This window comes from Streptomyces phaeofaciens (genome assembly GCF_014648915.1).
In the GTDB taxonomy this organism is placed as follows: domain Bacteria; phylum Actinomycetota; class Actinomycetes; order Streptomycetales; family Streptomycetaceae; genus Streptomyces; species Streptomyces phaeofaciens.
This window is the reverse complement of record NZ_BMSA01000001.1, coordinates 138,726-164,589: the sequence shown is the minus strand read 5'-3', so window position 1 is coordinate 164,589 and position 25,864 is coordinate 138,726. Positions and strand designations below refer to the sequence as shown.

The following is a 25,864-nucleotide window of genomic DNA, read 5'->3' as shown; positions in this document are numbered from 1 at the left end:
AAGGCGGGTGGCGGCCATGACGACCTACACCCCCACCCTCGACCACCAGCTGCTGGAGCGGCTGCGCGGGGCGCTGCGCGGCGAGCTCGTCGAGCCCGGCGACCCGGAGTACGACGAGGCGCGCGCGGTCTACAACGCGATGATCGACCGGCGGCCGGCGCTGGTCGTACGGGCCGTCGACGCGGGCGACGTGATGGCGACGGTGGACTTCGCGCGCGACCAGGGGCTCGCCCTCGCGGTGCGCGGCGGCAGCCACAGCGTGCCCGGCTACGGCACCTGCGACGGCGGGGTCGTCCTCGACCTGGCACGGATGCGCGGCATCCGGGTCGATCCCGGGGCCCGCCGGGCGTGGGTGGAGGGCGGCTGCACCTGGGCGGACGTCAACCACGCCACCCACGCCTTCGGCCTGGCCACCACCGGCGGGATCGTCTCCACCACCGGCGTGGGCGGTCTGACGACCGGCGGCGGCATGGGCCATCTGGCCCGGCGCTGCGGCCTGGCCTGCGACAACCTGCTGTCCGTGGACCTGGTGACGGCCGACGGGGCCTTCGTGACCTGCACGGACGACCGGAACGCCGACCTGATGTGGGCGGTGCGCGGCGGCGGCGGGAACTTCGGCGTCGTGACGTCCTTCTCGTACCGGCTGCACCCGATCGCCGACGTCCTCGGCGGGCCGACGTTCTTCCCGCTCGACGCGGAGGTGCTGCGCCGCTACCGGGAGCTGGTCGCCGAGGGCGACGAACGGCTCGGGGCGCTGCTCGTCGTCGGGCTGGGGCCGCCGCTGCCCTTCCTGCCCGAGCGCTGGCACGGGCGGCCGCTGTGCGGCGTGGTCGCCTGCTGGAGCGGCCCCGAGGAGGAGGACGACCGGATCCGGGACCGGCTGGCGGCCCTCGGCCCGGTGGTGGGCCGGCATCTGGAGCGCATGCCCTACCCGGTGATCAACACCCTCTTCGACGACCTGGTGCCCGCCGGTCTCTTCCACTACTGGAAGGGCAGCTTCACCCGGGGCCTGCCGGACGGCGCGATCGACGCGTTCGTCGAGTACGGCCCCGCGACCCCGTCGGTGCAGAGCGTCACCGTCGTCTTCCCCGTCGACGGGGCCTGTCACCGCGTCGGGCCCGAGGACACCGCGTTCTCCTACCGGGACGCCGACTTCTCGATCGCGCTCAGCCCGACCCTCACCACCCGGGCGGACTGCGAGGCCCAGCAGGACTGGGTGCGCGCCTTCCACCGGGCGCTCGTCCCGCACGCCATGGAGGGCGGCTACGTGAACTTCATGGACGCCGACGACCAGGAGCGGGTGCGGGCCAACTACCGCGCCAACTACGCCCGGCTCACGGAGCTGAAGCGGCGTCACGACCCGGGGAACCTGTTCCGGCTGAACCACAACATCGCCCCGTGAGGAATCCCGCGGGCCGTGCGGTGTTGAACCGGGTATGAGTTCCGTGATCGCCTCGGCCCGCTTCTCCGTCCTCGACCGCTCCCGTGTCCGCGAGGGGCACACGGGAGCGCGGGCGCTGCGGGACACCGTGGGGCTGGCGCGGGAGGCGGAGCGGCTCGGCTACCACCGGTTCTGGGTCTCCGAGCACCACGGCGTGCCCGGGGTCGCGGGGTCGGCGCCCACCGTCCTCGCGGCCGCCGTGGCCGGCGCGACGCGCACCATCCGGGTCGGCACCGGCGGGGTGATGCTGCCCAACCACCGGCCGCTGGTCGTCGCCGAGCAGTTCGGCGTGCTGGAGTCCCTCTTCCCGGGCCGGATCGACATGGGGCTGGGCCGCTCGGTGGGCTTCACCGACGGGGTGCGCCGGGCGCTGGGCCGCGACAAGGACGACGCCGGTGACTTCGCGGACCACGTCGACGAGCTGCTCGGCTGGTTCCGGGGCACCTCCCCGACGCGGGTGCACGGCTATCCGGCGGAGGGGCTCACCGTGCCGCCGTTCGTGCTGGCCATGGGCGAGGGCGCGGCGATCGCCGCCCGCGCGGGCCTGCCGATGGTCATCGGGGACCTGCGCGACCGGGAGCGGATGCGGCGCGGGATCGACACCTACCGCGAGGGGTTCCGGCCGTCGCCGTGGGCGAGCGAGCCGTACGTCGTCGTCTCGGGCACGGTCGCCGTGGCCGCGACCCCGGAGGAGGCCCGCCGGATCCTGCTCCCGGAGGCCTGGTCGATGGCGCACGCGCGCACCCACGGCACCTTCCCGCCGCTGCCGCCCGCCGAACGGGTCGAGGCGCTGGAGATGACCGCGCGGGAGCGCGGGTTCTACGAGTCCGGTCTGGCCGGTCACCTCACAGGCACCGAGGAGCAGGTGGCCGACGGGCTGGAGCGGCTGCTCAAGGACACCGGGGCGCAGGAGGTCCTCGTCACGACCAGCACGTACGACCGCGCGGCGCTGCTGGACTCCTACCGTCGGCTGGCCGCGATCACCGGGATCACCGACCGGGGGACGGCCGCCGGGTGACGCCGCGGGCGGGCGCGGCCCGCGCCGCGTGCATAGAATCGCTGGGTTTGTCCCACCCGGGACGCGCCGCGCAGCCGACGACCCGTACGGAGAGCCCCGTCATGCCCAGCCCGCACGTCCCGTCCGCGCCCGATCCGTACGTCCGGGTCCGCGGGGCCCGTGAGCACAACCTCAAGGGCGTGGACGTCGACGTGCCGCGGGACGTGGTGGCCGTGTTCACCGGCGTGTCCGGCTCCGGGAAGTCGTCGCTGGCGTTCGGGACGATCTACGCGGAGGCCCAGCGCCGCTACTTCGAGTCGGTCGCCCCGTACGCGCGCCGGCTGATCCACCAGGTGGGCGCGCCGAAGGTCGGCGAGATCACCGGGCTGCCGCCGGCGGTCTCCCTCCAGCAGCGCCGCTCGGCGCCCACCGCGCGCTCCTCGGTCGGCACGGTCACGAACCTGTCGAACTCCCTGCGGATGCTCTTCTCCCGGGCCGGCTCCTACCCGCCGGGCGCCGCGCGGCTCGACTCGGACGCCTTCTCCCCGAACACGGCGGCCGGGGCCTGCCCGGAGTGCCACGGGCTCGGCGAGGTGCACGGGACCACCGAGGAGTCGCTGGTGCCCGATCCGTCGCTGTCGGTCCGGGAGGGCGCGATCGCCGCCTGGCCGGGAGCCTGGCAGGGCAAGAACCTGCGGGACATCCTCGACACGCTCGGGTACGACGTCGACGTGCCGTGGCGCGAGCTGCCCGCGGAGCAGCGGGAGTGGATCCTGTTCACGGACGAGCAGCCGGTGGTGACGGTCCACCCGGTACGCGACGCGGACCGGATCCAACGGCCGTACCAGGGCACCTACATGAGCGCGCGCCGCTATGTGCTCAAGACCTTCTCGGACTCCAGGAGCGCCACCCTGCGGGCCAGGGCGGAACGTTTCCTGACCGCCGCGCCCTGCCCGGCGTGCGGGGGCGGCAGGCTGCGGCCCGAGGCGCTGGCGGTGACCTTCGCGGGCCGGACGATCGCGGAGCTGGCGGCGCTGCCGCTGACCGGGCTGGCGAAGGTGCTCGAGGCCGGGGCCGGTTCCGGGGCCGCCCGGGTGCTCGCCGACGACCTGCTGTCCCGGATCGCGCCGGTCGTCGAGCTGGGGCTGGGCTATCTCGGCCTGGACCGCGCCACCCCGACCCTCTCGGCGGGCGAGCTCCAGCGGCTGCGGCTGGCGAGCCAGGTGCGCTCCGGGCTGTTCGGGGTGGTGTACGTCCTCGACGAGCCGTCGGCGGGACTGCACCCGGCGGACACGGAGGCCCTGCTGAGCGTGCTGGCGCGACTGCGGGCGGCCGGCAACTCGGTGTTCGTGGTGGAGCACCATCTCGATGTGGTGCGCGCCGCCGACTGGCTGGTGGACGTGGGCCCGCGGGCGGGTGAGCACGGCGGGCGGGTGCTGCACAGCGGGCCGGTGGCGGACCTGGCCGCGGTCGAGGAGTCGGCGACGGCCCGCTTCCTCTTCGGCCGCTCCCCCGCGCCCGCGCGCGAGATCCGCGCGCCGAGGGGCCGGCTGACGGTGGGGCCGGTGACCCGGCACAACCTGCGCGGGGTGACGGCGGAGTTCCCGCTGGGCGTGTTCACGGCGGTGACCGGGGTCTCCGGGTCCGGGAAGTCGACGCTGATCGCGGAGATCACCGAGGATCTGCCGGGCGTGGGCCGGCTGGTCCGGGTCGACCAGCGGCCGATCGGCCGTACCCCGCGCTCCAACCTGGCCACCTACACGGGCCTGTTCGACGTCGTCCGCAAGGCCTTCGCGGACACCGGCGAGGCCCGGGCGCGGGGGTACGGGGTCGGCCGGTTCTCCTTCAACGTGGCTGGGGGTGCCCCCTCTGGGGGAGGGCGCTGCGAGACCTGCCAGGGCGAGGGTTTCGTCAGCGTCGAGCTGCTGTTCCTGCCGAGCACGTACGCGCCGTGCCCGGACTGCGGCGGGGCCCGCTACAACCCGCGGACCCTGGAGGTGACGTACCGGGGCCGCAACATCGCGCAGGTGCTGGATCTGACGGTGGAGTCGGCGGCGGAGTTCTTCGCGGACACCCCGGCCGTGTCCCGCAGCCTCGCCGCCCTCCTCGACGTCGGCCTGGGCTATCTCCGTCTCGGCCAGCCCGCGACCGAACTCTCCGGCGGCGAGGCCCAACGCATCAAGCTGGCCAGTGAGCTGCAGCGCGCCCGGCGCGGCCACACGCTGTATCTCCTCGACGAGCCCACCACCGGTCTCCATCCGGCCGACGTCGAGGTGCTGCTGGACCGGCTGCACGGTCTGGTCGACGCCGGGCACACCGTGGTCGTCGTCGAGCACGACATGGCGGTGGTGGCGGGCGCCGACCGGGTCATCGACCTGGGCCCGGGCGGCGGTGACGCGGGCGGCCGGATCGTGGCCACCGGCACACCGTCCGAGGTGGCGACGGCCGAGGACAGTGCCACGGCCCCGTATCTGGCGCGGGCACTGCGCGCTTCGGCGTCGTAGACTCGCGGCCGGGGGGTGCCATGGCGGAGCACGACCGGGACGGCGTCGTCGACGAGGAGTACGAAGAGGCGGTCCGTCGTGCCCGGCGCATGACCCGCACCGGCTGGCGGACGATGGGCGCCCTGGTCGGCGGCACCGTGTTCGTCGCGGCCCTCGCCTGGCTGGCCTTCACGATCTTCCTGGTGTGGTTCGTCTGGGCATGGGCGAACGGCAACTAGGTCAGGAGCGGGTGGGTCCCGGCCGCCCCCTGCTGCTCATCGACGTCGACGGTCCGCTCAACCCCTACGCGGCCAAGCCCCAGCGGCGGCCCGAGGGGTACGGCACCCACCGGATGCGGCCCCGCGGCTGGGACGACCCGCATCGAAGGCCGCTGCGGGTCTGGCTCGACGCGGGGCACGGGGCGGCGCTGCTGGCGCTGCCGTACGACCTGGTGTGGGCCACGACGTGGGAGGCCGAGGCGAACACCTGGATCGCCCCGCGGATCGGGCTGCCGGAGCTGCCGCACATCGACTGGGACCCGGACGACGGCACACCACCGCCCGAGGGCACCTTCTGGAAGACCCGCCGTGTCGTCACCTGGGCCGCCGGACGGCCGTTCGCCTGGATCGACGACGAGATCACCGACCGGGACCGGACGTTCGTGGCCGCCCACCACCGCGGACCGGCCCTCCTCCACCACGTCGACCCGCGCCGCGGTCTCCTCCCCCACGACTTCGCCCGGCTGGCCGCGTGGGCCGACGGGTACCGGGACGAGCCCCGGTACCCCGTGGACCGCGGCTGAGGGGTCGCGGGCCGGCCGGGTGTCAGGCGGCGTGCGGGGTGTTGCGGTGTGCTCGCCACGATCGGTAGTGGTCGAGGAGTGTCTCCTCGATCGGGCGGTAGGTGAGACCGAGTTCCTCGATGCTGCGGCGGTTGTCGACGGGGAAGCGGATGCCGAGGTGGCCCCGGATGTAGTCCTGGGTGAGGCCGAAGGCGGGACCCAGGATGCGCACCGGCCAGTGCGGCAGGGCGGTGCGGGGCAGCCGCAGGCTTCTCGGGTGGTGCTTCAGGAGGGCCTTCGCCATCTGGTGGAAGGAGGTCATCTCCGCCGCCGCGACGATGTAGCGGCCGTGCGCCCCGGGGCGTTCCGCCGCCGCGACATGGGCGGCCGCCACCTCCCGTACGTCGGCCGTGGTGAAGCTGAAGTCCGGGGCGCCGTAGAAGAAGTAGCCCTTGAACAGCTCGTCGAGGAGGAACAGGCTGCCCGAGTCGGAGGCCGGGGTGAGGGAGGGGCCGAGGATCAGGCCCGGGTTGACGCAGACCATGCGCCAGCGGTCCTGTGCGGCCTCCGCCTCCCATGCGGCCTGCTCCGCGACCGTCTTGGCGTAGTGGTACGGGTTGTTCTCCACCGTGCTGGTGGTGTTGACGTACTTCTCCGAGAGGGTGCGGCCGTCCATCCGCTCGACGTCCGCGTAGTCGCCGAAGATCGCGCCCACGGTGGAGGTGAGCACGAGCCGTTCGACGCTCTCCGCGCGGTCGACGGCCCCCAGGACGTTGCGGGTGCCGCGGAGGGCCGGTTCCACCATGTCCCGCCGGCCGTCCTTGATCTTCTCCGGCATCAGGAAGGGCGAGGCCACGTGGAAGACGACCGAGCAGCCCTTCGCCGCCTCGTCGAACGAGCCCTCCGTCAGGAGGTCCGCCTCGAAGAGCCCGAGCCGGCCGGGATGCGCCTCGCCCAGGGCGCGCAGCGGCGCGACCTTCGCCGGGTTCGCGGTGGAGCGTACGGTCGTGCGCACCTGGTAGCCGCGCTCCAGGAGCTGTTGTACGAGATGGGCGGCCACGAAGCCGCTGCCCCCGGTCACCAGCGCCGTCGGGCCGTCCGGTCGTCCGCTCACATGTGCTCCTCTCGACAGGTCGGGACGCGCCATGATCCCCTCGCGGCCGCCCGACAGCCCCTGTTCTACCGGCAATTGGCCGGCCCGGCGACGGCTGCCACCGGGCCGTGCGGTGCCGGGAGGGGGGACGACGGCCCCGGCCCGCCCAGCACCTGCGCGCCGGCGGCGGCCGCGAGGGCCCCGCGGTCGGGGTGGCCGCCCGCCTCGATCACCGGCCGGATCTCCACCTCGGCGACCAGGCCGCGCGCCGACACCACCCGCCAGAGCGAGGCGAGCAGGGAGTCGTCGCCGACGTACGCGGGCGCCGTGCTCGCCGCTCCCGCGCGGGTCCGGTAGCGCAGGCGCACCGGCTGGACCGGGACGCCGGCGTCCAGGGCCGACTGGAACACCGCCCGCCGGAAGTGGCCCTGGGCGCGGCCGCACCAGGTGCTGCCCTCGGGGAACACCGCGACGGCCTGGCCGGCCCGCAGGGTGTCGGCGATCCGGGCGACCGTGCCGGGCAGGGCGCGCAGCCGGTCGCGGTCGATGAAGAGGACTCCGCCGCGGGCGGCCAGCGCGCCCGCCACCGGCCACCCGCGGATCTCGCTCTTGGCGAGCATCCTGGCCGGGCGGACGGCGGCCAGCAGCGGGATGTCCAGCCAGGAGATGTGGTTGGCGACCAGGAGCAGTCCGCCGTCGGGTGCCACGGCCCCGGCGACCCGGACCCGGACCCCCGCCGCCCGTACCACCGCCAGGCTCCACCGCCGTATCGCCCCGGCCGGGATCCTGCCGCCCAGCGGCGACAGGGCGACGCCGGTGAGGACGAGCAGGACCACGGCCGTCAGCCGCAGGACCGCCCGGGGCAGGGCGGTCAGGGAGGCGGTCGCCTCCACGCACGCCCGCGGGGTGCAGGGCGCGCCGGGGAGCCAGACGCTCACCGGGCCGCGGGGACGAGGGAGAGGAAGTGGCGCAGGTAGCGGGCGTTGACCCGGCTCATCGGCAGCAGGACGTACAGGTCGGCGACCCCGAAGTCGGGGTCGTGCGCGGGCTCGCCGCACACCCAGGCGCCGAGGCGGAGGTAGCCGCGCAGCAGGGCGGGCAGTTCGGTGCGCCCGGCCGGCGCCGCCGCCTCGTTCGCCGCCCAGGGCAGCAGCGGGCGTACGCGGTACTCCTCGGGGGCCAGGTGCTTGTCCCGCACCCGGTCCCAGGTGCCGGCCGCGAGGGCGCCGCCGTCGGCGAGCGGGATCGAGCAGCAGCCCGCCAGCCACTCGTGGCCGCGGTCCACCATGTACCGGGCGATGCCGGCCCAGATCAGGCCGATGACGGCGCCGTCGCGGTGGTCGGGGTGCACGCAGGAGCGGCCGACCTCGACGAGCCCCGGCCGGATGCCGTCGAGGCGCGTCAGGTCGAACTCGCCTTCCGAGTAGAGCCGTCCGGCGACCGAGGCGCGCTCGGGCGGCAGCAGCCGGTAGGTGCCGACGACCTGGCCGGTCTCGGTGTCGCGGACGAGCAGGTGGTCGCAGTACGCGTCGAAGGGGTCGACGTCGAGGCCCGGCTCCGGGGAGGTCAGCAGGGCGCCCATCTCGCCGGCGAACACCTCGTGCCGCAGCCGCTGCGCGGCCCGCACGTCGGCCTCGTCGCTGGCCAGGGTGACGGTGTAGCGGACGGGGGCCGTGGACTGCGGGGGACGGTCGAGGGTGGAAACGCCGGTCATGGCACACTCCTGGGCACGGGCCACATCGGGGACGGTGGCGCTCCCCCTGTTTCTCCCGATCCAGGTTGGCGTGTACGTGACCGGTGCCGGGAGTACGGATGTGGGAATGTTGAATGCCAGGATCCGCGCCCCCGGGAAAAGCCAGACGGGACCGGGGCAGAGCACCACTCCCGGTCCCGCCCGTCCGCGCTTTCGGCGAACGTCTTTCCTTGATCTCCCGGGGTGCTCCTACCGCTTGGCCACCTTACGGGTCGCCCGCAGCCACTCCTTGTTCATGCCGGTGATGGAGACGAGCGGAATGCCCTTCGGGCAGGCCGTCGCGCACTCCCCCGCCAGGGTGCAGCCGCCGAAGCCCTCCTCGTCCATCTGCGCGACCATGTCGAGGACCCGAGTCTCGCGCTCGGGGGCGCCCTGCGGCAGCACGTTCAGATGGTTGATCTTGGCGGAGGTGAACAGCATCGCCGCGCCGTTGGGGCAGGCGGCCACGCACGCCCCGCAGCCGATGCACTCGGCGTGCTCGAACGCGAAGTCGGCGTCCGGCTTGGGCACCGGGGTGGCGTGGGCCTCGGGTGCCGCGCCGGTCGGCGCGGTGACGTACCCGCCGGCCTGGATGATCCGGTCGAACGCCGTCCGGTCCACCACCAGGTCCTTGATCACCGGGAACGCGGACGCCCGCCACGGCTCGACGTCGATCGTGTCGCCGTCCCGGAAGGACCGCATGTGCAGCTGGCAGGTGGTGGTGCGCTCGGGTCCGTGCGCGTCACCGTTGATCACCAGGCTGCACGCCCCGCAGATGCCCTCGCGGCAGTCGTGGTCGAAGGCGACCGGGTCCTCGCCGCGCAGGATGAGTTCCTCGTTGAGGGTGTCGAGCATCTCCAGGAAGGACATGTCGGGCGAGATGTCGTCCACCTCGTAGGTGGACATGGCGCCGTCGGCGTCGGCGGCGCGTTGCCGCCAGACGCGCAGGGTGAGCTTCATGCGTAGCTCCGCTGGGTGGGGTGGACGTACTCGAAGACCAGGTCTTCCTTGTGCAGGGCCGGGGCCTCGCCGGTCCCGGTGAACTCCCAGGCGGCCGCGTAGGAGAACTCCTCGTCGTGGCGTGCGGCCTCGCCGTCGGGCGTCTGGGACTCCTCGCGGAAGTGCCCGCCGCAGGACTCGGCGCGGTGCAGGGCGTCGAGGCACATCAGCTCGGCGAGTTCCAGGTAGTCGACGACCCGGTTGGCCTTCTCCAGGGACTGGTTGAACTCCTCGCCGGTGCCCGGGACCTTGATGCGGCGCCAGAACTCCTCGCGGATCTGCGGGATGCGGCTCAGGGCCTTGCGCAGCCCCGCGTCGGTGCGGGCCATGCCGCAGAACTCCCACATCAGTTCGCCGACCTCGCGGTGGAAGGAGTCGGGGGTGCGGTCGCCGTCGACCGACAGCAGCAGGTTCAGCCGGTCCTGGGTCTCGGCCAGCACCTCCTGCACGACCGGGTGTTCACCGGTCACCTCGTCCTGCCGCGGGTTGCGGGCGAGGTAGTCGTTGATGGTGGCCGGGAGGACGAAGTAGCCGTCGGCCAGGCCCTGCATCAGGGCGCTCGCCCCGAGCCGGTTGGCGCCGTGGTCGGAGAAGTTGGCCTCCCCGATCGCGAACAGGCCGGGGACGGTGGTCTGGAGGTCGTAGTCGACCCACAGTCCGCCCATCGTGTAGTGCACGGCCGGGTAGATCCGCATCGGCACCTCGTACGGATCCTCGTCGGTGATCCGCTGGTACATGTCGAAGAGGTTGCCGTACTTCGCCTCGACGGCCGCACGGCCCATCCGCGAGATCGCGTCCGCGAAGTCCAGGTAGACGCCCTGCCCGCCGGGCCCGACGCCCCTGCCCTCGTCGCAGACGTTCTTCGCGGCACGGGAGGCGATGTCACGCGGGACGAGGTTGCCGAAGGACGGGTAGATGCGCTCCAGGTAGTAGTCGCGCTCGTCCTCGGGGATCCCGTTCGCGGGCCGGGTGTCGCCCTTGGCCTTCGGCACCCAGATCCGGCCGTCGTTGCGCAGCGACTCGCTCATCAGCGTCAGCTTCGACTGGTGGTCGCCGGTGCGCGGGATGCAGGTCGGGTGGATCTGGGTGAAGCAGGGGTTGGCGAAGTACGCGCCGCGCCGGTGCGCCCGCCAGACGGCGGTGGCGTTGGAGTTCATGGCGTTGGTCGACAGGTAGAAGACGTTGCCGTAGCCGCCGCTGGCGAGGACGACCGCGTCCGCGAAGTAGGTGTCGATCCTGCCGGTGATCAGGTCCCGGGCCACGATCCCGCGTGCCCGTCCGTCGACCACGATCAGGTCGAGCATCTCGGTGCGCGGGTGCATCTCGACGTTGCCGGCCGCGATCTGCCTGCTGAGGGCCTGGTACGCGCCGAGCAGCAGCTGCTGGCCCGTCTGGCCGCGGGCGTAGAACGTCCGGGACACCTGGACGCCGCCGAAGGAGCGGGTGTCGAGGAGGCCGCCGTACTCGCGGGCGAAGGGCACGCCCTGCGCCACGCACTGGTCGATGATCTCGACGGAGATCTGTGCGAGCCGGTGGACGTTGGACTCGCGCGCCCGGAAGTCGCCGCCCTTGACGGTGTCGTAGAACAGCCGGTGCACGGAGTCGCCGTCGTTGCGGTAGTTCTTCGCCGCGTTGATGCCTCCTTGCGCGGCGATGGAGTGGGCGCGGCGCGGGGAGTCCTGGTAGCAGAACTGGACGACGTGGTAGCCCTGTTCGGCGAGCGTGGCGCCCGCGGAGCCGCCGGCCAGGCCGGTGCCCACGACGATCACCGTGTGCTTGCGCCGGTTGGCCGGGTTGACCAGCTTGGCCTCGAACCGGCGCTTGTCCCAGCGCTCGGCGACAGGGCCGTCGGGGGCCGTGCCGTCGACGACCGGCGCGCCGGTCGTGTAGTCCGCGTAAGAGTTCATGTCAGCTCACCACTCCGGTCATGACGCCCACCGGGACGGCGATGAAGCCGGCCGTGAGCAGCAGCGCGAGGACGTCGGCGAAGGTCTTCAGGGCGCGGTCGCGGGTGCGGCTGCCGACGCCGAGGGTCTGGGCGGCGCTCCAGAAGCCGTGCCGGACGTGCAGGCCGAGGGCGAGCATCGCGACGATGTAGACGACGTTGCCGTACCAGGTGGAGAAGGTGTCCACGACGTTCTGGTACGGACGGCCCTCCTGGAAGCCGCCCGGGTGCACGGTGCCGGTCGTGAGGTCCAGGACGTGCCAGACGATGAACAGGGCGAGGATGATGCCGCCCCAGCGCATGGTGCGGGTCGCGTAGCTCGCCCGGGGCTTCTTGTGCACGTACTTGCTGGGCCGGGCCCTGATGTCGCGGCGGCTGAGCTGGTAGGCGGAGGTGGCGTGGGCGACCACGGCCAGCACCAGCACCACACGGACCAGCCAGAGCGTCCACTCGTAGTGCATGAACGGTTCGCCGACGGTGCGCAGCCAGTGCGCGTAGTGGTTGAACTCCTCCGCGCCGAAGAAGATCTTCAGATTGCCGATGACGTGGGCGACCAGGTACAGCAGCATGATCATGCCGCTGACGGCCATCACCGTCTTCTTGCCGACGGAGGAGTCCCACACCGTGCGCGCCATCGACGGCCGTCGGTCCGTCCGCGTTGCCAGAGCCATGCCCCAGACGCTAGGGCCGGCACACCTCATCGGTCCAAGACATGGTCCGGCTTGTTTCCATAGCCGATGACTATCATGGCGGGATGCAGTTCCAGCAGCTCCAGTACTTCGTGGCGGTCGCCGAGACCCGGCACTTCACCCGGGCCGCCGAGCTGGTCCATGTCGCCCAGCCCTCGCTGTCGCAGCAGATCCGTTCCCTGGAAAGGGAGTTGGGGGCGGACCTCTTCCAGCGGGCGCGCGGCAACATCACGCTGACCGACGCCGGCGAGGCGCTGCTGCCGCTGGCCCGGCGGATCCTCGCGGACACCGAGACCGCGCGGTACGAGGTGCAGGAACTGGTGCAGCTGCGCAGCGGGCGGGTCCGGCTGGGCGCGACCCCGAGTCTGTGCACGGGCCTGCTGCCGGACGTGCTGCGCGCCTTCCACGACCGCTACCCGGGCATCCGCCTGCTGATCGAGGAGGGCGGCTCGCACGACCTGGTCCGGGAGCTGGCCCGCGGCGCCCTGGACCTGGCCCTGGTCGTCCTGCCCCTGCCGACGCCGTCCCCGGCGCTGACGACGGTGGAGCTGCTGCGGGAGGACCTCGTCGTCGTCTCCTCCCCGGAGGCGCCCAAGCCGGGCGCCGGACGGCGCGCGGTGCGTATCGCCGACCTGGAGGGCGAGCGTCTGGTGATGTTCCGGCACGGCTACGACCTGCGGGAACTCACCGTGGCCGCATGCCGGGCGGAGGGGTTCGAGCCGGACTTCGCGGTGGAGGGCGGGGAGATGGACGCGGTGCTGGGCTTCGTCCGCGCGGGCCTCGGCATGGCCGTCGTCCCGCGCATGGTGGCGGCCCGCTCCGGCCAGAGCCTGCGGGTCACCCCCCTCGCCCGCCCCGGTCTGAGCCGCACGATCGCCCTCGCCCACCGCAGCGACGTGGCCCCGCCACGGGCCGCACGAGAGCTCCAGCGCATGCTGCTGGAGCGCTGAGCGGGAACGGCTCGCACCGGCCCGGCAGCGGGTCCCGCCGCCCGGCGCGCACGGACCGCCGCCCGGCCCACCTGGCCGGGCGGCCGCCTCCGGTCAGCCCGCCGCGTCCACCAGCGCCAGCTCGTGGAGGCGCTCCGGCGGGCCCGGACGGGCGTAGTACCAGCCCTGGGCCGTGTCGCAGCCCAGTATGCGCAGCTGCTCGGCCTGGGCCCCGGTCTCCACGCCCTCCACCGTGACCGCGAGGTCCAGACTGTGGGCGAGGGAGACGATCCCCTCGACGATCTTGAGATCGACGGGGTCGGCCGGGAACTGCTGCATGCCCTGGGTGAAGGAGCGGTCCAGCTTGAGCACGCTCACCGGCAGCCGGCGCAGATTGGCGAGGTTGGAGTAGCCGGTGCCGAAGTCGTCCAGGGCGATGTCGACGCCCATCTCGGCGAGCCGGCGCAGCGGCTTGAGCAGATCGTCGTCGGCGCCGATCAGCGCCGACTCGGTCACCTCCAGGCAGAGGGTCTGCGGTGCGACGCCCGAGCGCTCCAGGATGTCGACCGTGTCCTGCACCAGGCCGGGGTGGGTCAGCTGGCACGGCGAGAGGTTGACGTTGATCCGGAGGGGCTCGGTGTCCCCGTGGCGCTCCCGCCACTGACGGGCCTGGCCCACGGACTGCTCCAGGACCCAGCGGCCCAGCGGCACGATCAGGCCGGTGTGCTCCGCGAGCGGGATGAACCGGTCGGGGCCGAGCACCCCGTGCTGCGGGTGCAGCCAGCGCACCAGGGCCTCGGCACCGCGCACACTGCCGTCACCGAGGTGGACCAGCGGCTGGTACTCGATGAAGAACTCGCCGCGCTCCAGGGCGGCCGGCAGGGCCGTGGTCAGCCCGTGCCGGGTGATCGCGCGGGCGTCCGCCTCGGGATCGGCCAGCTCGAAGCGGTTGCCGCCCGCCGACTTGGCCCGGTACATGGTGATGTCGGCGCTGCGCAGCACCTCGGCCGGGCTGCGCTCCGCCGCCGGCCCCTCCACGATGCCGATGCTGCCGCGCACGGTCAGCTCGCGGCCGTCGATGCGCACCGGCGCGACCAGGGCGTTCTGGATGCGGCCGGCGAGTTCGTCGACCTCGCGGCGGGTGTCGGGGCCGGTGGTCAGCGCCACGAACTCGTCGCCGCCGAGACGCGCGACCATCTCGCCGGGCGCGGTCGCGCAGGACTGGAGCCGGTCGGCGACCTCGACGAGCAACTGGTCGCCGGCCGCGTGGCCGAGGCTGTCGTTGATGGTCTTGAAGCCGTCCAGGTCGAGGTAGCACAGCCCGAAGCGCTGGTCCTCGCCGGCGCCCAGCACCTTCTCCAGCCGTTCGAAGAACAGCGTGCGGTTGGGCAGGCCGGTGAGCGCGTCGTGGGTGGCCTCGTAGCGCAGCCGCAGATTGAGCAGGCGGCGCTCGGTGGTGTCCTCCATCAGCGCGAGCTGGTACTGCGGCCGGCCGTCGGCGTCCCGCAGCAGGGAGACCGTCAGATTGGTCCACAGGACCGTGCCGTCGGGACGGTAGAACGCCTTCTCCGTGTGGTAGTGCTCGCGTTCGCCGCGCACCAGTTCCTCGTACAGCCGCCAGACCTGCGGGGCGTCCTCGGCATGCGTCCACTCGCGGACGTTGCGGCCGCGGACCGTCTGCTCGGAACCGCCGAACATACGCAGCATGGCACCGTTGGACTCCAGGACGTTGCCGTCCAGGTCGGCGATGCCGATTCCTATCGCGGCCCCCTCGAAGACCGCGCGGAAGCGGGCCTCGCTGGCGTGCAGCGCCTGCGCCACCACACCCTGGGCCTGCAACGCGGCCCGGGCGATGGCCTCCTGCTCGGCCAGCGTGCGCTCGCGCAGCGCCTGGGCGTACCCGGCGGCCATGGCGTGCTGGAGCCGGGAGGCGCGGGTGCGCAGCTCCTCCTGGTGGCCGTCCTCGCCGCAGTAGAGCACCAGATAGGCGTCGACGCAGTCGAGGGCCCGGCTGAGCGCCTCGGGGTCGGTGCAGTGCGCCTCCACGAGGGCCGCGCCGACCGCCTTGCCCGTCTCGGCGTCGAGCGACCGGGCCAGCAGTGCCTCGCGCAACCGCCGGGCCAGCGGCAGGAGCTGCTCCTCGAACTCCGGCCGGGTCAGCGAGGTCGAGGTCACCGGGAACACCGCCCGGCTCCAGATCGTCGCGAAGCGGCGCAGTCTGTCCTCCGGCCCGTCCGGCTCGGCGGTCACGCGGTACGCCCCACGCCGGCGAACCCGGAGAAGGCGTAGGGATCCTCGTCCTCCGGTGCTGTGTCCGACCGCCACTGCGGCATCGGCACCAGTCCCGGTTCCACCATGTCGTACCCCTCGAAGAACCGCGCGATCTCGTCACGCGAGCGCATGATCAGCGGGTTGCGAATGTCCTTGTACACGTCCACCGCGCCCTCCGCCCGCTCCGGGGACAACGGGATTCCCTCGTACGAGGCATGGGTGAGCACGAGCAGGCTGCCGGGCGCCAGCGCCGCGCTCAGCTCGGCCACCGCCGCATACGGGTCGTCCGCGTCCTCCACGAAGTGCAGTATCGCAACGAGCAGCAGCGCCACCGGGCGGTCCAGGTCGATCAGGCCCTGCACCTGGGCGCTGTTCAGGATCTCCTGCGGCTTGCGCAGATCGGCGGCGACGACGTCCGCGTCCGCGTTGCCCTCCAGCACCGCCTGGCTGTGCGCCACGGCCACCGGGTCGTGGTCGACGTAGACGACACGGGCGCCGGGGCTGGCCGCCTGGGCGACCTCGTGGACGTTGCCGAAGGTGGGGATGCCCGAGCCGATGTCGAGGAACTGGGTGATGCCCTCACCCGCCGCCCAGCGCACCGCGCGCCGCATGAACGCCCGGTTGGCCTGCATGATCTTGGGGAGTCCCGGCATGAACTCCATGGCCCTGCGGGCCGCCTCCCGGTCGACCTCGAAGTTGTGCGAACCGCCCAGGTAGTAGTCGTAGATCCGCGAGACACTGGGCACCGAGATGTCGATGCTCCGTGGGGCCCAGGCGGGACGCTCCATGTATCTCTCCAAGGCGTAGGCGATCCGGTGTTCGAGCTGAGGCTACTGATCGCCCGCCAAACGGGCGAGCCGAAACGGAAATTGACCGTCCGTTCCCGGTCACTGCCTGCGGCACGTGCCGATTTGACGCCCCCTCGAAGGGCCACGAAAAGCACCCGAAGCGCCCCTGAGAGTTCCGAAGCGGCCTGAAGGGCGGCGAAAGTCTACGCATACGGCGGATGACGTCACAGCACAGCGGTCCGCCCCCTCCGTGCGGCGCGGAGGGGGCGGACCGGGGGGTCGGACGCGAGGGGCAGCTGCGGGGATCAGCCCTGGGGAGGTGATCTCTACTGCTCCGGAGCGCCGACCAGCTTTCCGTCGGGGGCCACGGCGTACCACTGGCCGCCCACGCCCTGGCCGTTGATGTCACCGGGGGTCTTGTCACCGGAGAAGGTGTAGATCGGCGAGCAGTTGACCGTCATCTGCTTGACGCCGTCGCCCCGGGTGAAGCTCATCAGGCCCTTCTTCTGCACGCCCTTGGTGTCGTTGGTCGCGACCGGGGCGACGACGGGCCACTTCTCCACGCAGGCGCCCTCGCAGTTGGAGACCGGGTCGGGCCACGCCTTGTCCTTGAGGAAGCGGTAGACCGTCATGCCGTTCTTGTCGACGACGATCTCGCCGAGGTTGGGGTCGTTGCGCACGGAGAGGCCGGGCAGGTCGGTGTCGGAGGAACCGGAACCGGAACCCGAGCCGGACTTGGCCTTCTTGCCGTCGGCGGTCAGCGCGAACCACTTGTTGCCCACGCCCTGGCCGCTGGTGTCACCGGCGCTGGCGTCCTTGGCGTAGTAGTAGGCGGGCCAGCCGGCGACGGTCAGCTGCTTGGTGCCGTCGGAGCGGGTGACCTCGCCGAGCAGGGACTTGTCGATGCCGTCGCCGGCCGTCACGTCGTCGGCGGTCACGGGGGGCCAGGCGGTGGCGCAGTCGCCGTCACAGTTGGACTTCGGCGGCTCGGCCGTGTCGGAGTCGAACCGGTAGAGCGTCTTGCCGTTGCCGTCGGTGAGGATCTTGCCCAGCTCCGCGTTGGCACTGACGGCCAGCTCACCGGCGCCGTCCGTACCGGCCTCGCCCGGGCTCTCGGTGACACCGGCGCCCACACCCGAGCCGACGCCGGAACCGGCACCCACGCCCGCGATGGAGCCCGGGGCCGTGGCGCCCACGTTCTGGCTCGAGTTCGACGTACCGCTTTCCTGACCGCACGCCGTCGTCAGCGTCAGCACGGCCACAGCACTCGCCGTGAGCGAGGCGCTCCGCCAGGAGGTCTTCATCGTCAACAACTCCCCGATAGTCGCAAGGGTGTCGCAGCGCCCTGCTGCGCCGCCGCACGGCACTGGGTACGCACGGCGGCGCCCGTTGTGTTCAAACGCGGCACAAAATTCTTTCCGGCACCTGTGATCCGGGGCTGCCGGCGGACCGTGCCGGGCCGTGTCCGCCGCGTGCCGCGCCCGTCGTACAGCCGTGCCCCGGGTGGCGGTGCGAACATCCGCCCGCCAAACCCGCGGGCGCGGACTTCCCCCGTTCGGGGCATTCCCCGCCCGCGTCGGCGTGGCCCGGTGCGGCACGCCGCATGATCTCCGTCGTGCATGGACCCGAACCGACCCGATCCGCCGTCGCCGCGCGGGCGTTGGCCCTGGTGACCGCCGTCTGGATCCTCGCGGCCGCGCCGGCCGGGGTGGCCGTGGCCGACGCGTGCGCGTACGCCTCGACGGGGCCGGGCGGCACCGAGGCGGTGGCCGTCGCGGGAAGCTCCGCGGGGAGCCTCTCGTGGCCGGCGAAGCCCACTCCGCCGGTGTGCCCGGTGCCGACCCCCACGCCCACGCCGACACCCCCGCCCGAGCCGCCCCCGCCTCCGAAGCCCCCGCCCGAGCCGACGCCGACCCCCGAGCCCACCCCGAAACCGACCCCGAAACCGAAACCCCCGCCGAGACCCGCTCCCCGGCCGACACCACCGCCCGCGCCCGCACCGCCGCGTCCGATGCCGGCTCCGCCGCGGACCCCCGCACCCACCCCGAAGCCCACTCCCACCCCGACGCCCACGCCCACGCCTTCGGTGACGCCGGTGAGCTATCCGGCCTACCACGCCCCACCGCGCCCGCGGTCCGCCGGCGGTGGCTCGTCGCCGGTCACCTACGTCCTGCTCATCACCGTGCCCGCGCTGGTCGCCGTCGCCGCGCTGCGACCTCGCTAGGGCCGCTGCCACGGGCCCCCGTGCCGATACAGGAGGCTTCTCTTGCCGGAATGGCTTGTTCTCACCCTCGCGATGCTCGCCGCCTGCGCAGTGGTGATCATCGTGACCCTCGTACGGCACCGCACGGCGGCCGATGACGAGGACCCCTCCGAGACCCCGGACGTCATCGAGTACATGACGATGTGGATCGGTGTCGTGTACGCCATCGTCCTGGGCCTGGCCATCGCCGGTGTCTGGGAGGCGCGCAGCGTCGCCCAGGACCATGTCCAGGCGGAGGCCCAGGCGCTGCACGAGCTCTCGGAGCGGGTGCGGGTGTACCCGCCCGACGTCCGCGACCGGATCCGGGACGATGTCAACGCCTATGTCGGACACGTCGTCACCGTGGAGTGGAAGGCGATGGCCGACGAGGGCGAGGTCACCGATCGCGGTGGCGAACTCCTCCAGCGGGTCCGGACGGACGTCACCGACTACGAGCCCGCGAACGACTTCCAGGCACAGGCCTACCAGCCGCTGCTGGACCAGATGGCCGCGGCGGACGAGGCGCGCAACGCCCGGGCCGGCTCGACCGGGGCGACCATGCCCGGGGTGGTGTGGTTCGGGCTGCTCGCCGGGGCCGTCATCACGATCGGCATGGTCTTCGCGCTCCAGATCCGGCGCACCACCCGTGAACTGGTCCTGGCCGGGCTGTTCTCCGCGCTGATCGCGTTCCTGCTGTTCCTCATCTGGGACTTCGACGCGCCCTACAGCCGTGGCGTCACCGCGTCCGCGGAACCCTTCCTGGACCTCTTCCCGTCCATCGGGGGCTGAGCGGACCGCGGGGGACGGGGCGGGGCCGCCACGCCGCCGCCGTCCCCCGGACGCAGCAGCGGACGTCCCCTGGGCGGCCCACACCTGTGCCCCATTCGCGCGACTGCGATCGCGCGGGCGCACACCTGTTCCTAGCGTTTCGGTCATCGAGGCGCATTTCTGGCGCTAGCGGAACAGGTCCGCAGCTGCTCCTCGGGGACCGGAGGATCCACCATGCACGCGATACGCGTCGCTTCGGCCGCACTGCTGGGCGTCGGCGCCCTGGCCCTGTCCGCACCGGCCGCCGTCGCGGTCCGCGGCGACGACCACTACGTGATGTCCACCGGGTACAGCGTGGTGCCGTCCACCGTGGCGGCGGGCGGGCAGGTCACCCTCCGGGTGGACCGCGAGGTGACCGGCTGCCGGGGTTCGGTGACGGTGTCCTCGGGGGTGTTCGACACGCTCACCATCCCCCGGGGGTCCTCGTCGGCGGTGACCGAGGTCGACTGGGACGCGAAGCCGGGCGCCTCGTACCGGGTGACGTTCGGCTGCGGCGGCCTGAGCGCCGTCAAGGAGCTGACCATCGCCGCCGGCCGGCCGGACGCTCCGACCCCGGCGCCCTACCCGCAGTACCACGGGGTGCACGCCGGTGAGGGCGGGAGCATCGCCGGGTTCGATGTGCGGCAGATCGGCCTGGGGGCCGCGCTGATCGCGGGCGCGGTCGGCGCCGCGTACCGCTTCTCACGACGCAGCACGGGCGAGGAAGGCGGCTGAGGCTCGCGTGCCGGAAGGGCTGTGCCCCGGATCCGTCGGGATCCGGGGCACAGCCCTTCTCGGTGTCCTCCGCGTGCCGTGATCGGGCGTCAGATACGGCGTTCGGCGCGGCGGCGCATCCAGAACAGGCCGCCGCCGACCACGGCCGCCGCGACCAGCCCGCCGCCGATGGCCACGTCGGTCGGGGTGGCGCCGGTGGAGCTGCTGCCGCCGAGACCGCCGCGGACACCGCCGATGACGGTGAAGGCGGCCGGACGGGTCAGCGTCCGGCCCGAGCAGTTGACGGTGACGTCGTAGGTACCGGGGCGGGCGTTGTCGTTGATGGTCGCGGTGCCCTTCGCGGTCTGGTTGGCACCGTTGATGGGCGTCAGGTTGGCCTGGCGGAAGGCGTTCGAGTTCATGGAGCCGCCGGTCGGGCAGCCGTCGACGGTGACCGTGATCTGACCGCCGCGGGCGATGACGCTGGGCATGACGACGATGTTGCTCGGGTTGGCGTTGATGCCGTCCCGTGCGACGGCCGCCGGGGCGGCGACGCCGAGGGCGGCGATCGCGGCGGCCGAGACCGCCGAGGCCGCCACGATTCGAGTGGTACGCATGTGATCCTCCGCGGAAGGCGCCCCGGGGCCCGTCCCCGGTGTGTCGGCGAGAAAGCACCTCCCGGAACGACCCTCAGATGCCGTGTGCACGACCGCATTTCGAGAATGGTCCGTCCTGGTGAGCGGACACGCCGAGGGAAAAGCACGCATTCGGATATCGCCGCAGGTCACGGACCGTCAGAAAATTCCTTTGATCGGCAACTCGGATGGCGCACCGAATGGCCCTGGTGCCACCCGTTCGGTGCCGCCTTGTCGCCGGTTTCCCTTGCGGCACTTAGCGTTCTCCTATGCGCGTAGGGACGCGGCGACGGCCGCGTCGAAAGGGGATGGCGAATGTCTGCGTACGAGCTGTCCGAGATGGCGGAAGAGGAGGAGCGGCAGCGGAAGCGGGCCCCCTGGGGGGTGATAGCGCTGGTTCTGCTGACCGGTCTCGCGCTCATCCGGAACGGTTCGGGGGAGTTCGACATCGGTCCGCCGCAGCCCGCGACGGCGGCGGCCGCGGACAGTCGTACCGGCGTCGGCGTCTTCGGCGCGGCCCCGGGTCCCCTGCCGTACGGGGTGCCCGACCGGGTGCGGATTCCCGCGATCCAGGTCGACGCCCCGGTGATGCCGGTGGGGCTGGACACGGACGGCTGGGTGGGCGCGCCGCCGCCGCAGGACCCGAACCTGGCCGGCTGGTTCACCGGGGGTGTCACACCGGGCGAGAAGGGGACGGCGGTTGTCGTCGGCCATGTCGACAACAGTCTGGGGCCCGCCGTGTTCTACGGACTCGGGGCCCTGAAGAAGGGAAATCGCGTCGAGGTGGCGCGCCAGGACGGAAAGACGGCCGTCTTCGAGATCTACGGCATCGAGGTCTTCGCCAAGGACGACTTTCCCGGTGACCGCGTCTACGCCTCCAAGGGCGCCCCCGAACTCCGGGTGATCACCTGCGGCGGCGGTTTCTCCAAGGCGAACGGATACGACGGGAACGTGGTCGCCTTCGCCCGCCTGGTCGAGGTCCGCTGAACGGACCCGGCCGGGCGGGGGCGGTCGGAATCGGCTAGCCGGCCTGCCGGCGCGGGACGGTGACGTGGTAGCCGGTGTCGAGGAGTCGGGGCAGGTAGCGGCGCAGGGCGCGCACGCTCTGGGAGCGGTCGCCGCCGGCGTCGTGCGAGAGGACGACGACACCGGGGCCGGCGCCGTTCTCGACCCGGTCGACGATGGTGCGGGTGCCGGGGGTGGTCCAGTCGAGGGTGTCGACGGTCCAGCCCAGGGGTTCCATGCCGAGTTCGGCGCCGAGCTGGAAGGCGGCACGGTTCCAGGCGCCGTAGGGGGCGCGGAACCAGTGGGGCGGCTCGCCGTAGCCGTCCTCGATGACCTCGCTGGTGCGGGTCATCTGGGAGCGGATCTGACGGCGGGTGAGCGTGGTGAGCAGGGGGTGGGACCAGGTGTGGTTGCCGACGATGTGCCCCTCGTCGGCCATCCTCGCCAGCAGGTCCTTGTTGTCCACGGCCATCTCCCCGCACACGAAGAACATCGCGCGGACGTCGTACTCGGCGAGGGTGTCCAGGATGCCGGGGGTGTAGCGGGGGTCGGGGCCGTCGTCGAAGGTCAGCACCATGGTGCGGCCCCGGCCGGTCATCTTCAGCAGTGGTTCGCGGCGTACCGGAGGGCGGCGCGGGAGGGTGCGCGGCGGGCCGTATCCGGTCAGCGGCTGGAGACGGTAGGCGGAGGGCTTCAGCGGGAGGCGGCGGGCGGGGGCGCCCGCGGCCGGGGCGACGGGTCCGGCCGGCTTCTCTCCCGCGCCCCACGCGAGCAGTCCGGCCGTCCCGGCCGCCCCGACGGCGGCGGTGCCGGCGAGCAACACCCGCCGTCGCGTGAACAACTGATCGTTCTTCATGCAGTCATGAGTCGCCCGTCCGGGCCCCGACGCACCACGGCGACACCGTTCCGGCGGCACGAATCCACCCGGGCGGCGCAGCGGCGGACGGCCCGGTGCGAGGGGGCGGTCAGCGGCGGCGGACGAGGGGGAAGGGCAGGGTCTCCCGGATGGTGAGGCCGGTGAGGAACATGACGAGGCGGTCCACGCCGATGCCGAGGCCTCCGGTGGGCGGCATGGCGTATTCGAGGGCGTCGAGGAAGTCCTCGTCGAGTTCCATGGCCTCGGGGTCGCCGCCGGCGGCGAGGAGGGACTGCTCGGTGAGGCGCCGGCGTTGTTCCACGGGGTCGGTCAGCTCGGAGTAGGCGGTGCCCAGTTCGGTGCCGAAGGCGACCAGGTCCCAGCGTTCCGCGAGCCGGGGGTCGGTGCGGTGCTGCCGGGTCAGGGGGGAGACGTCCGTGGGGAAGTCCTTGTAGAAGGTGGGGAGCCGGGTGGGTTCCTCGACCAGCCTTTCGTACATCTCCAGGATGACGTCCCCCCGGCCGTCGTCCGGGGTGTAGGGGACGCCCGCCCGGTCGCAGTGGCGTTGCAGGACCGCGAGGTGGGTGTCGGCGTCGATCGGCTCTCCGAGAGCGTCCGAGATCGCGTCGTGGACCGTCCTGACCGGCCACTCCCCCGAGATGTCGTACTCCTGGCCGTCCTTGTGCGCGAGGGGTGAGCCGAACGCGGCGGTGGCCGCGCCCTGGATCAGCTCACGGGCGAGGTCGCGCATCACGTCGTAGTCGGCGTACGCCTGGTAGGCCTCCAGCATCGTGAACTCGGGGTTGTGCTTGTAGGAGACGCCCTCGTTGCGGAAGGTGCGGCCCATCTCGAAGACCTTCTCCAGGCCGCCGACGCACAGCCGCTTCAGGTACAGCTCGGGGGCGATCCGCAGGTACAGGTCGAGGTCGTAGGCGTTGATGTGGGTGGTGAAGGGGCGGGCGTTCGCGCCGCCGTGGATCTGCTGGAGCATCGGTGTCTCGACCTCCAGGTACCCGCGCGTCAGCAGGCCCTGGCGCAGCGCCTGTACGGCGGTGGAGCGGGCGCGGACCACGTCGCGGGCGGCGGGGCTGGACACGAGGTCCAGGTAGCGCATCCGGACCTTGGCCTCGGGGTCGGTCAGGCCGCGCCGCTTGTCGGGCAGGGGGCGCAGGCACTTGGCCGTGAGCTGCCAGGAGGTGACGAAGACGGTCGGTTCGCCCTTGTCGCTGACGCCCGCCGTGCCGGTCGTCACGAGGTGGTCGCCGATGTCGGTGTCGGTGCGGAAGGTGCCGAGCGTGTCGCGGGTGAGGGCCAGCTGGTGGTCGGCGGACCAGTCGCGCAGGGTCACGAAGACGATGCCGCCGAAGTCGCGGACCCGCATGATCCGGCCGGCCACGGTGACGGTCTCGCCGGCGCGGACCTCGGCGAGGGCGTGGGTGCGCGGCGCGCCGCCCACCGGGTAGGGGTCGGTGCCCCGGGCCCGCAGCCGGTCGAGAGTGCGGCGGCGTACGCGGACCTGTTCGGGCAGGCCCGTGTGCGCGCCGCCGGCCCCGGCCTCGTCCCCTCCGTCGAGGACGGGTTCCGCCGGCGACGGCAGACCCTCGGTGGCGGCGGGCCGGGGCCCGCCCTTCGGGCGCCGTCTGCCCCACAGCGTCCGCAGGGACGGCACGGAGACGAAGCCCTCGGCGATACCGGAGGCCAGACCCACCCGGGCCAGGGAGCCGGCCTCGCCATAGCAGAGGAAGCGGGGGTACCACTCGGGGTGGTACTTGGCGTTGGAGCGGTACAGGGCCTCCAGCTGCCACCATCGGGAGAGGAACAGGAGCAGCCGGCGCCACAGCCGCAGCACCGGACCGGCGCCGATCCGGGCGCCCTCCTCGAAGGCCGCGCGGAAGACGGCGAAGTTGAGCGAGATCCGGCGCACGCCGAGCTTCGGGGCGGCGGCGCACAGGTCGGCGACCATGAACTCCATGACGCCGTTGGGTGCCTCGCGGTCCCGGCGCATCAGGTCCAGGGAGATGCCCTCGGTGCCCCAGGGGACGAAGGAGAGCAGGGCGAGCAGCCGGCCGTCCGGGTCGAGGGCCTCGACGAGGAGGCAGTCGCCGTCGGCGGGGTCGCCGAGGCGGTCCAGGGCCATGGAGAAGCCGCGTTCGGTCTCCGTGTCGCGCCAGGCGTCGGCGCGGTCGACGATCTCCTCCATCTCCTGCTCGGTGAGGGTGGAGTGGCGGCGGACGCGGCAGGTGGCGCCGGTGCGGCGGACCCGGTTGACGGCCTGGCGGGTGACGCGCATGTCGCGGCCGCCGAGGTCGAAGCCCGCCACGTGCAGGATCGCCTCGTCGCCGAGTTGCAGCGCACCGAGGCCGGCCCGGGCGAACGCCTTGGCGCCGTCCTCGGAGGCGCCCATCACGGCGGGTGCCCAGGCGTGCCGGCGGGCGGCGTCCAGCCAGACGGCGATGGCGTGCGGCCAGGCCTCGCGGTCGCCGACCGGGTCGCCGCTGGCGAGGCAGACCCCGGCCTCGACGCGGTAGGTGACGGCGGCCTTGCCGCTCGGGGAGAAGACGACGGCCTTGTCGCGGCGGGTGGCGAAGTAGCCGAGGGAGTCCTGGGCGCCGTAGGCCTTCAGCAGGGCGCGGATGCGGGGTTCCTCGTCGTCGTGCAGGGCGGCTTCGAGGCGCTGCGAGCGGAACAGGGTGGCCGCGGCGTTGAGGAGGGCGAGAGCGCCGAACAGGCCCAGCAGGAAGTACAGGGCGTGCGGGGGGCGGCCGTCGAAGGAGCGGGTGGACACCAGGCCGCCGAGCACGCGGTTGGCGGCCCAGCCGAGGCGCTGGCCCTCCGGGAGGGTGCCGGGGAACAGCGCCACCAGCCCCCAGCCGACGAGGACGGCGAGGCCCAGCCCGGCGACCAGGACGAGGAGGGCGCGGCGGACCGCGCCGTGGCGGGAGGCGGCGTAGAACTCGCCGCGGGCGACGACCAGCAGGGCCAGGGCGAGGGCGCAGACGACGAGCGAGGGGATCGACTGCGCGTACAGGCCGCCCGCCACGCCGAGGAGGTCGGTGAGGACGACCAGACCGAGGTAGACGACGACCAGCCACCAGGCGATCTTCTTGCGGGCGGCGGTGGCGGCGGCCAGCAGGAAGAGGAAGACGGCGTAGGCGAGGTTGGCGCTCACCGGCACGGTCAGCAGGTCGAGGAAGCGGACGACGGGGCGCAGCAGGCGGCGCAGCGGCGGGACGAGGGCGAGCAGGACGCAGAGCAGGCCGAGGGCGCCGAAGAACGTCGCGAAGGCTTCGGGCACCCGGCTCAGGACGCGGTTCGCGGGCCGGTCCGGCGGGCCCGCGGTGTCCTTGGCCGTGGTGCTCCCCACGGGGGCACTCATGTTCCGACTGTAGGAACAGCCGGGCCGCGCCGCCCGTCGAGCGGTGTGCGGGGCGGCCGGATCCGGGCCCGCGCGCGGGGC

General features: G+C 72.9%; 22 protein-coding genes. 10 read left to right on the top strand and 12 right to left on the bottom strand.

All coding sequences use genetic code 11. The annotated features are described in order from the left end of the window. Nucleotides 1–16 precede the first annotated feature (16 nt). From IE275_RS00720 to IE275_RS00700, 5 genes are all read left to right on the top strand, one after another. Nucleotides 17–1,402 carry an FAD-binding oxidoreductase gene (locus tag IE275_RS00720; RefSeq protein WP_189706301.1) on the top strand — a complete coding sequence of 462 codons (1,386 nt, stop codon included), beginning with the start codon at nt 17–19 and terminating at the stop codon, nt 1,400–1,402. A gap of 34 nt (nt 1,403–1,436) precedes the next feature. Next, nucleotides 1,437–2,459, top strand: a complete 1,023-nt coding sequence (locus tag IE275_RS00715; RefSeq protein WP_189706299.1) for an LLM class flavin-dependent oxidoreductase — start codon at nt 1,437–1,439, stop codon at nt 2,457–2,459. 101 nt (nt 2,460–2,560) lie between these two features. Further along, nucleotides 2,561–4,942, top strand: a complete 2,382-nt coding sequence (locus tag IE275_RS00710) for an excinuclease ABC subunit UvrA (protein ID WP_189706297.1) — start codon at nt 2,561–2,563, stop codon at nt 4,940–4,942. Nucleotides 4,943–4,962: 20 nt separating this feature from the next. Further along, nucleotides 4,963–5,160: a hypothetical protein gene (locus IE275_RS00705; RefSeq protein WP_189706295.1), complete on the top strand. Its 198-nt coding sequence runs from the start codon at nt 4,963–4,965 to the stop codon at nt 5,158–5,160. Continuing rightward, nucleotides 5,142–5,723: an HAD domain-containing protein gene (locus IE275_RS00700; RefSeq protein ID WP_189707318.1), complete on the top strand. Its 582-nt coding sequence runs from the start codon at nt 5,142–5,144 to the stop codon at nt 5,721–5,723. The genes IE275_RS00705 and IE275_RS00700 overlap by 19 nt, the downstream gene beginning before the upstream one ends. A gap of 22 nt (nt 5,724–5,745) precedes the next feature. Here the strand turns inward: IE275_RS00700 and IE275_RS00695 are convergent, their stop codons facing one another. From IE275_RS00695 to IE275_RS00670, 6 genes are all read right to left on the bottom strand, one after another. Beyond that, on the bottom strand, nt 5,746–6,816 hold the full coding sequence (locus IE275_RS00695) for an NAD-dependent epimerase/dehydratase family protein (protein ID WP_229870033.1): 1,071 nt from the start codon (nt 6,814–6,816) through the stop codon (nt 5,746–5,748). A gap of 65 nt (nt 6,817–6,881) precedes the next feature. Then, on the bottom strand, nt 6,882–7,733 hold the full coding sequence (locus tag IE275_RS00690; RefSeq protein ID WP_189706291.1) for a lysophospholipid acyltransferase family protein: 852 nt from the start codon (nt 7,731–7,733) through the stop codon (nt 6,882–6,884). After that, nucleotides 7,730–8,509, bottom strand: coding sequence for a GNAT family N-acetyltransferase (locus IE275_RS00685; RefSeq protein ID WP_189706289.1), 780 nt, complete (start codon nt 8,507–8,509; stop codon nt 7,730–7,732). The genes IE275_RS00690 and IE275_RS00685 overlap by 4 nt, the downstream gene beginning before the upstream one ends. Before the next feature lie 228 nt (nt 8,510–8,737). Continuing rightward, a complete protein-coding gene (locus IE275_RS00680) occupies nt 8,738–9,487 on the bottom strand; it encodes a succinate dehydrogenase/fumarate reductase iron-sulfur subunit (RefSeq protein ID WP_189706287.1) in 750 nt (249 codons plus the stop codon). Next, entirely contained in the window at nt 9,484–11,433 is a 1,950-nt protein-coding gene (locus IE275_RS00675; RefSeq protein WP_189706285.1) for a fumarate reductase/succinate dehydrogenase flavoprotein subunit, read from the bottom strand. The genes IE275_RS00680 and IE275_RS00675 overlap by 4 nt, the downstream gene beginning before the upstream one ends. A 1-nt stretch (nt 11,434) precedes the next feature. Further along, nucleotides 11,435–12,106 (bottom strand): succinate dehydrogenase, encoded by a 672-nt coding sequence (locus IE275_RS00670; protein ID WP_189707316.1) that lies wholly within the window; start codon nt 12,104–12,106, stop codon nt 11,435–11,437. A 119-nt stretch (nt 12,107–12,225) separates the two neighbouring features. Here IE275_RS00670 and IE275_RS00665 point away from each other — a divergent pair, with 119 nt between their 5' ends. Continuing rightward, on the top strand, nt 12,226–13,110 hold the full coding sequence (locus IE275_RS00665) for a LysR family transcriptional regulator (RefSeq protein ID WP_189706283.1): 885 nt from the start codon (nt 12,226–12,228) through the stop codon (nt 13,108–13,110). 93 nt (nt 13,111–13,203) lie between these two features. Here the strand turns inward: IE275_RS00665 and IE275_RS00660 are convergent, their stop codons facing one another. The 3 genes from IE275_RS00660 to IE275_RS00650 all read right to left on the bottom strand — a co-directional run bounded on the left by IE275_RS00660 (nt 13,204) and on the right by IE275_RS00650 (nt 17,452). Beyond that, a complete protein-coding gene (locus IE275_RS00660) occupies nt 13,204–15,339 on the bottom strand; it encodes a putative bifunctional diguanylate cyclase/phosphodiesterase (protein ID WP_189706281.1) in 2,136 nt (711 codons plus the stop codon). Then, nucleotides 15,336–16,148, bottom strand: coding sequence for an SAM-dependent methyltransferase (locus IE275_RS00655; protein ID WP_189706279.1), 813 nt, complete (start codon nt 16,146–16,148; stop codon nt 15,336–15,338). Before IE275_RS00655 ends, IE275_RS00660 begins: the two co-directional genes overlap by 4 nt. Nucleotides 16,149–16,474: 326 nt before the next feature. Next, on the bottom strand, nt 16,475–17,452 hold the full coding sequence (locus IE275_RS00650; protein ID WP_189706277.1) for an SCO0930 family lipoprotein: 978 nt from the start codon (nt 17,450–17,452) through the stop codon (nt 16,475–16,477). Between the two features lie 311 nt (nt 17,453–17,763). Between IE275_RS00650 and IE275_RS00645 the strand changes: the two genes are divergently transcribed. The 3 genes from IE275_RS00645 (at nt 17,764) to IE275_RS00635 (ending at nt 19,932) form a co-directional block, all read left to right on the top strand. Next, nucleotides 17,764–18,372, top strand: a complete 609-nt coding sequence (locus IE275_RS00645; RefSeq protein WP_229870032.1) for a hypothetical protein — start codon at nt 17,764–17,766, stop codon at nt 18,370–18,372. Between the two features lie 42 nt (nt 18,373–18,414). Then, entirely contained in the window at nt 18,415–19,179 is a 765-nt protein-coding gene (locus tag IE275_RS00640; protein ID WP_189706273.1) for a bestrophin-like domain, read from the top strand. Between the two features lie 213 nt (nt 19,180–19,392). Beyond that, the gene (locus IE275_RS00635) at nt 19,393–19,932 is read left to right on the top strand and encodes a hypothetical protein (RefSeq protein ID WP_189706271.1); all 540 of its coding nucleotides are present in this window, start codon (nt 19,393–19,395) and stop codon (nt 19,930–19,932) included. A gap of 89 nt (nt 19,933–20,021) precedes the next feature. Here the strand turns inward: IE275_RS00635 and IE275_RS00630 are convergent, their stop codons facing one another. Beyond that, complete coding sequence (locus IE275_RS00630; protein WP_189706269.1) at nt 20,022–20,528, bottom strand: hypothetical protein; 507 nt, start codon at nt 20,526–20,528, stop codon at nt 20,022–20,024. A gap of 333 nt (nt 20,529–20,861) precedes the next feature. On the opposite strand from IE275_RS00630, the gene IE275_RS00625 reads away from it, so the two are divergent. Continuing rightward, nucleotides 20,862–21,533, top strand: coding sequence for a class F sortase (locus IE275_RS00625; protein WP_189706267.1), 672 nt, complete (start codon nt 20,862–20,864; stop codon nt 21,531–21,533). 34 nt (nt 21,534–21,567) lie between these two features. On the opposite strand, the gene IE275_RS00620 is transcribed toward IE275_RS00625, so the two are convergent. Then, nucleotides 21,568–22,407, bottom strand: a complete 840-nt coding sequence (locus IE275_RS00620) for a polysaccharide deacetylase family protein (protein ID WP_189706265.1) — start codon at nt 22,405–22,407, stop codon at nt 21,568–21,570. A gap of 109 nt (nt 22,408–22,516) precedes the next feature. Beyond that, nucleotides 22,517–25,783 carry a bifunctional lysylphosphatidylglycerol synthetase/lysine--tRNA ligase LysX gene (gene lysX / locus IE275_RS00615; protein WP_189706263.1) on the bottom strand — a complete coding sequence of 1,089 codons (3,267 nt, stop codon included), beginning with the start codon at nt 25,781–25,783 and terminating at the stop codon, nt 22,517–22,519. Between the last annotated feature and the right edge of the window lie 81 nt (nt 25,784–25,864).

Coding starts and splice junctions, on each gene's coding strand:
- IE275_RS00720 (WP_189706301.1), top strand. CDS start 17: ATGACGACCTACACCCCCACCCTCGACCACCAGCTGCTGGAGCGGCTG.
- IE275_RS00655 (WP_189706279.1), bottom strand. CDS start 16,148: ATGGAGCGTCCCGCCTGGGCCCCACGGAGCATCGACATCTCGGTGCCC.
- IE275_RS00710 (WP_189706297.1), top strand. CDS start 2,561: ATGCCCAGCCCGCACGTCCCGTCCGCGCCCGATCCGTACGTCCGGGTC.
- IE275_RS00685 (WP_189706289.1), bottom strand. CDS start 8,509: ATGACCGGCGTTTCCACCCTCGACCGTCCCCCGCAGTCCACGGCCCCC.
- IE275_RS00700 (WP_189707318.1), top strand. CDS start 5,142: ATGGGCGAACGGCAACTAGGTCAGGAGCGGGTGGGTCCCGGCCGCCCC.
- IE275_RS00705 (WP_189706295.1), top strand. CDS start 4,963: ATGGCGGAGCACGACCGGGACGGCGTCGTCGACGAGGAGTACGAAGAG.
- IE275_RS00630 (WP_189706269.1), bottom strand. CDS start 20,528: ATGCGTACCACTCGAATCGTGGCGGCCTCGGCGGTCTCGGCCGCCGCG.
- IE275_RS00635 (WP_189706271.1), top strand. CDS start 19,393: ATGCACGCGATACGCGTCGCTTCGGCCGCACTGCTGGGCGTCGGCGCC.
- IE275_RS00670 (WP_189707316.1), bottom strand. CDS start 12,106: ATGGCGCGCACGGTGTGGGACTCCTCCGTCGGCAAGAAGACGGTGATG.
- IE275_RS00650 (WP_189706277.1), bottom strand. CDS start 17,452: ATGAAGACCTCCTGGCGGAGCGCCTCGCTCACGGCGAGTGCTGTGGCC.
- IE275_RS00620 (WP_189706265.1), bottom strand. CDS start 22,407: ATGAAGAACGATCAGTTGTTCACGCGACGGCGGGTGTTGCTCGCCGGC.
- IE275_RS00665 (WP_189706283.1), top strand. CDS start 12,226: ATGCAGTTCCAGCAGCTCCAGTACTTCGTGGCGGTCGCCGAGACCCGG.
- IE275_RS00675 (WP_189706285.1), bottom strand. CDS start 11,433: ATGAACTCTTACGCGGACTACACGACCGGCGCGCCGGTCGTCGACGGC.
- IE275_RS00680 (WP_189706287.1), bottom strand. CDS start 9,487: ATGAAGCTCACCCTGCGCGTCTGGCGGCAACGCGCCGCCGACGCCGAC.
- IE275_RS00625 (WP_189706267.1), top strand. CDS start 20,862: ATGTCTGCGTACGAGCTGTCCGAGATGGCGGAAGAGGAGGAGCGGCAG.
- IE275_RS00715 (WP_189706299.1), top strand. CDS start 1,437: ATGAGTTCCGTGATCGCCTCGGCCCGCTTCTCCGTCCTCGACCGCTCC.
- lysX (WP_189706263.1), bottom strand. CDS start 25,783: ATGAGTGCCCCCGTGGGGAGCACCACGGCCAAGGACACCGCGGGCCCG.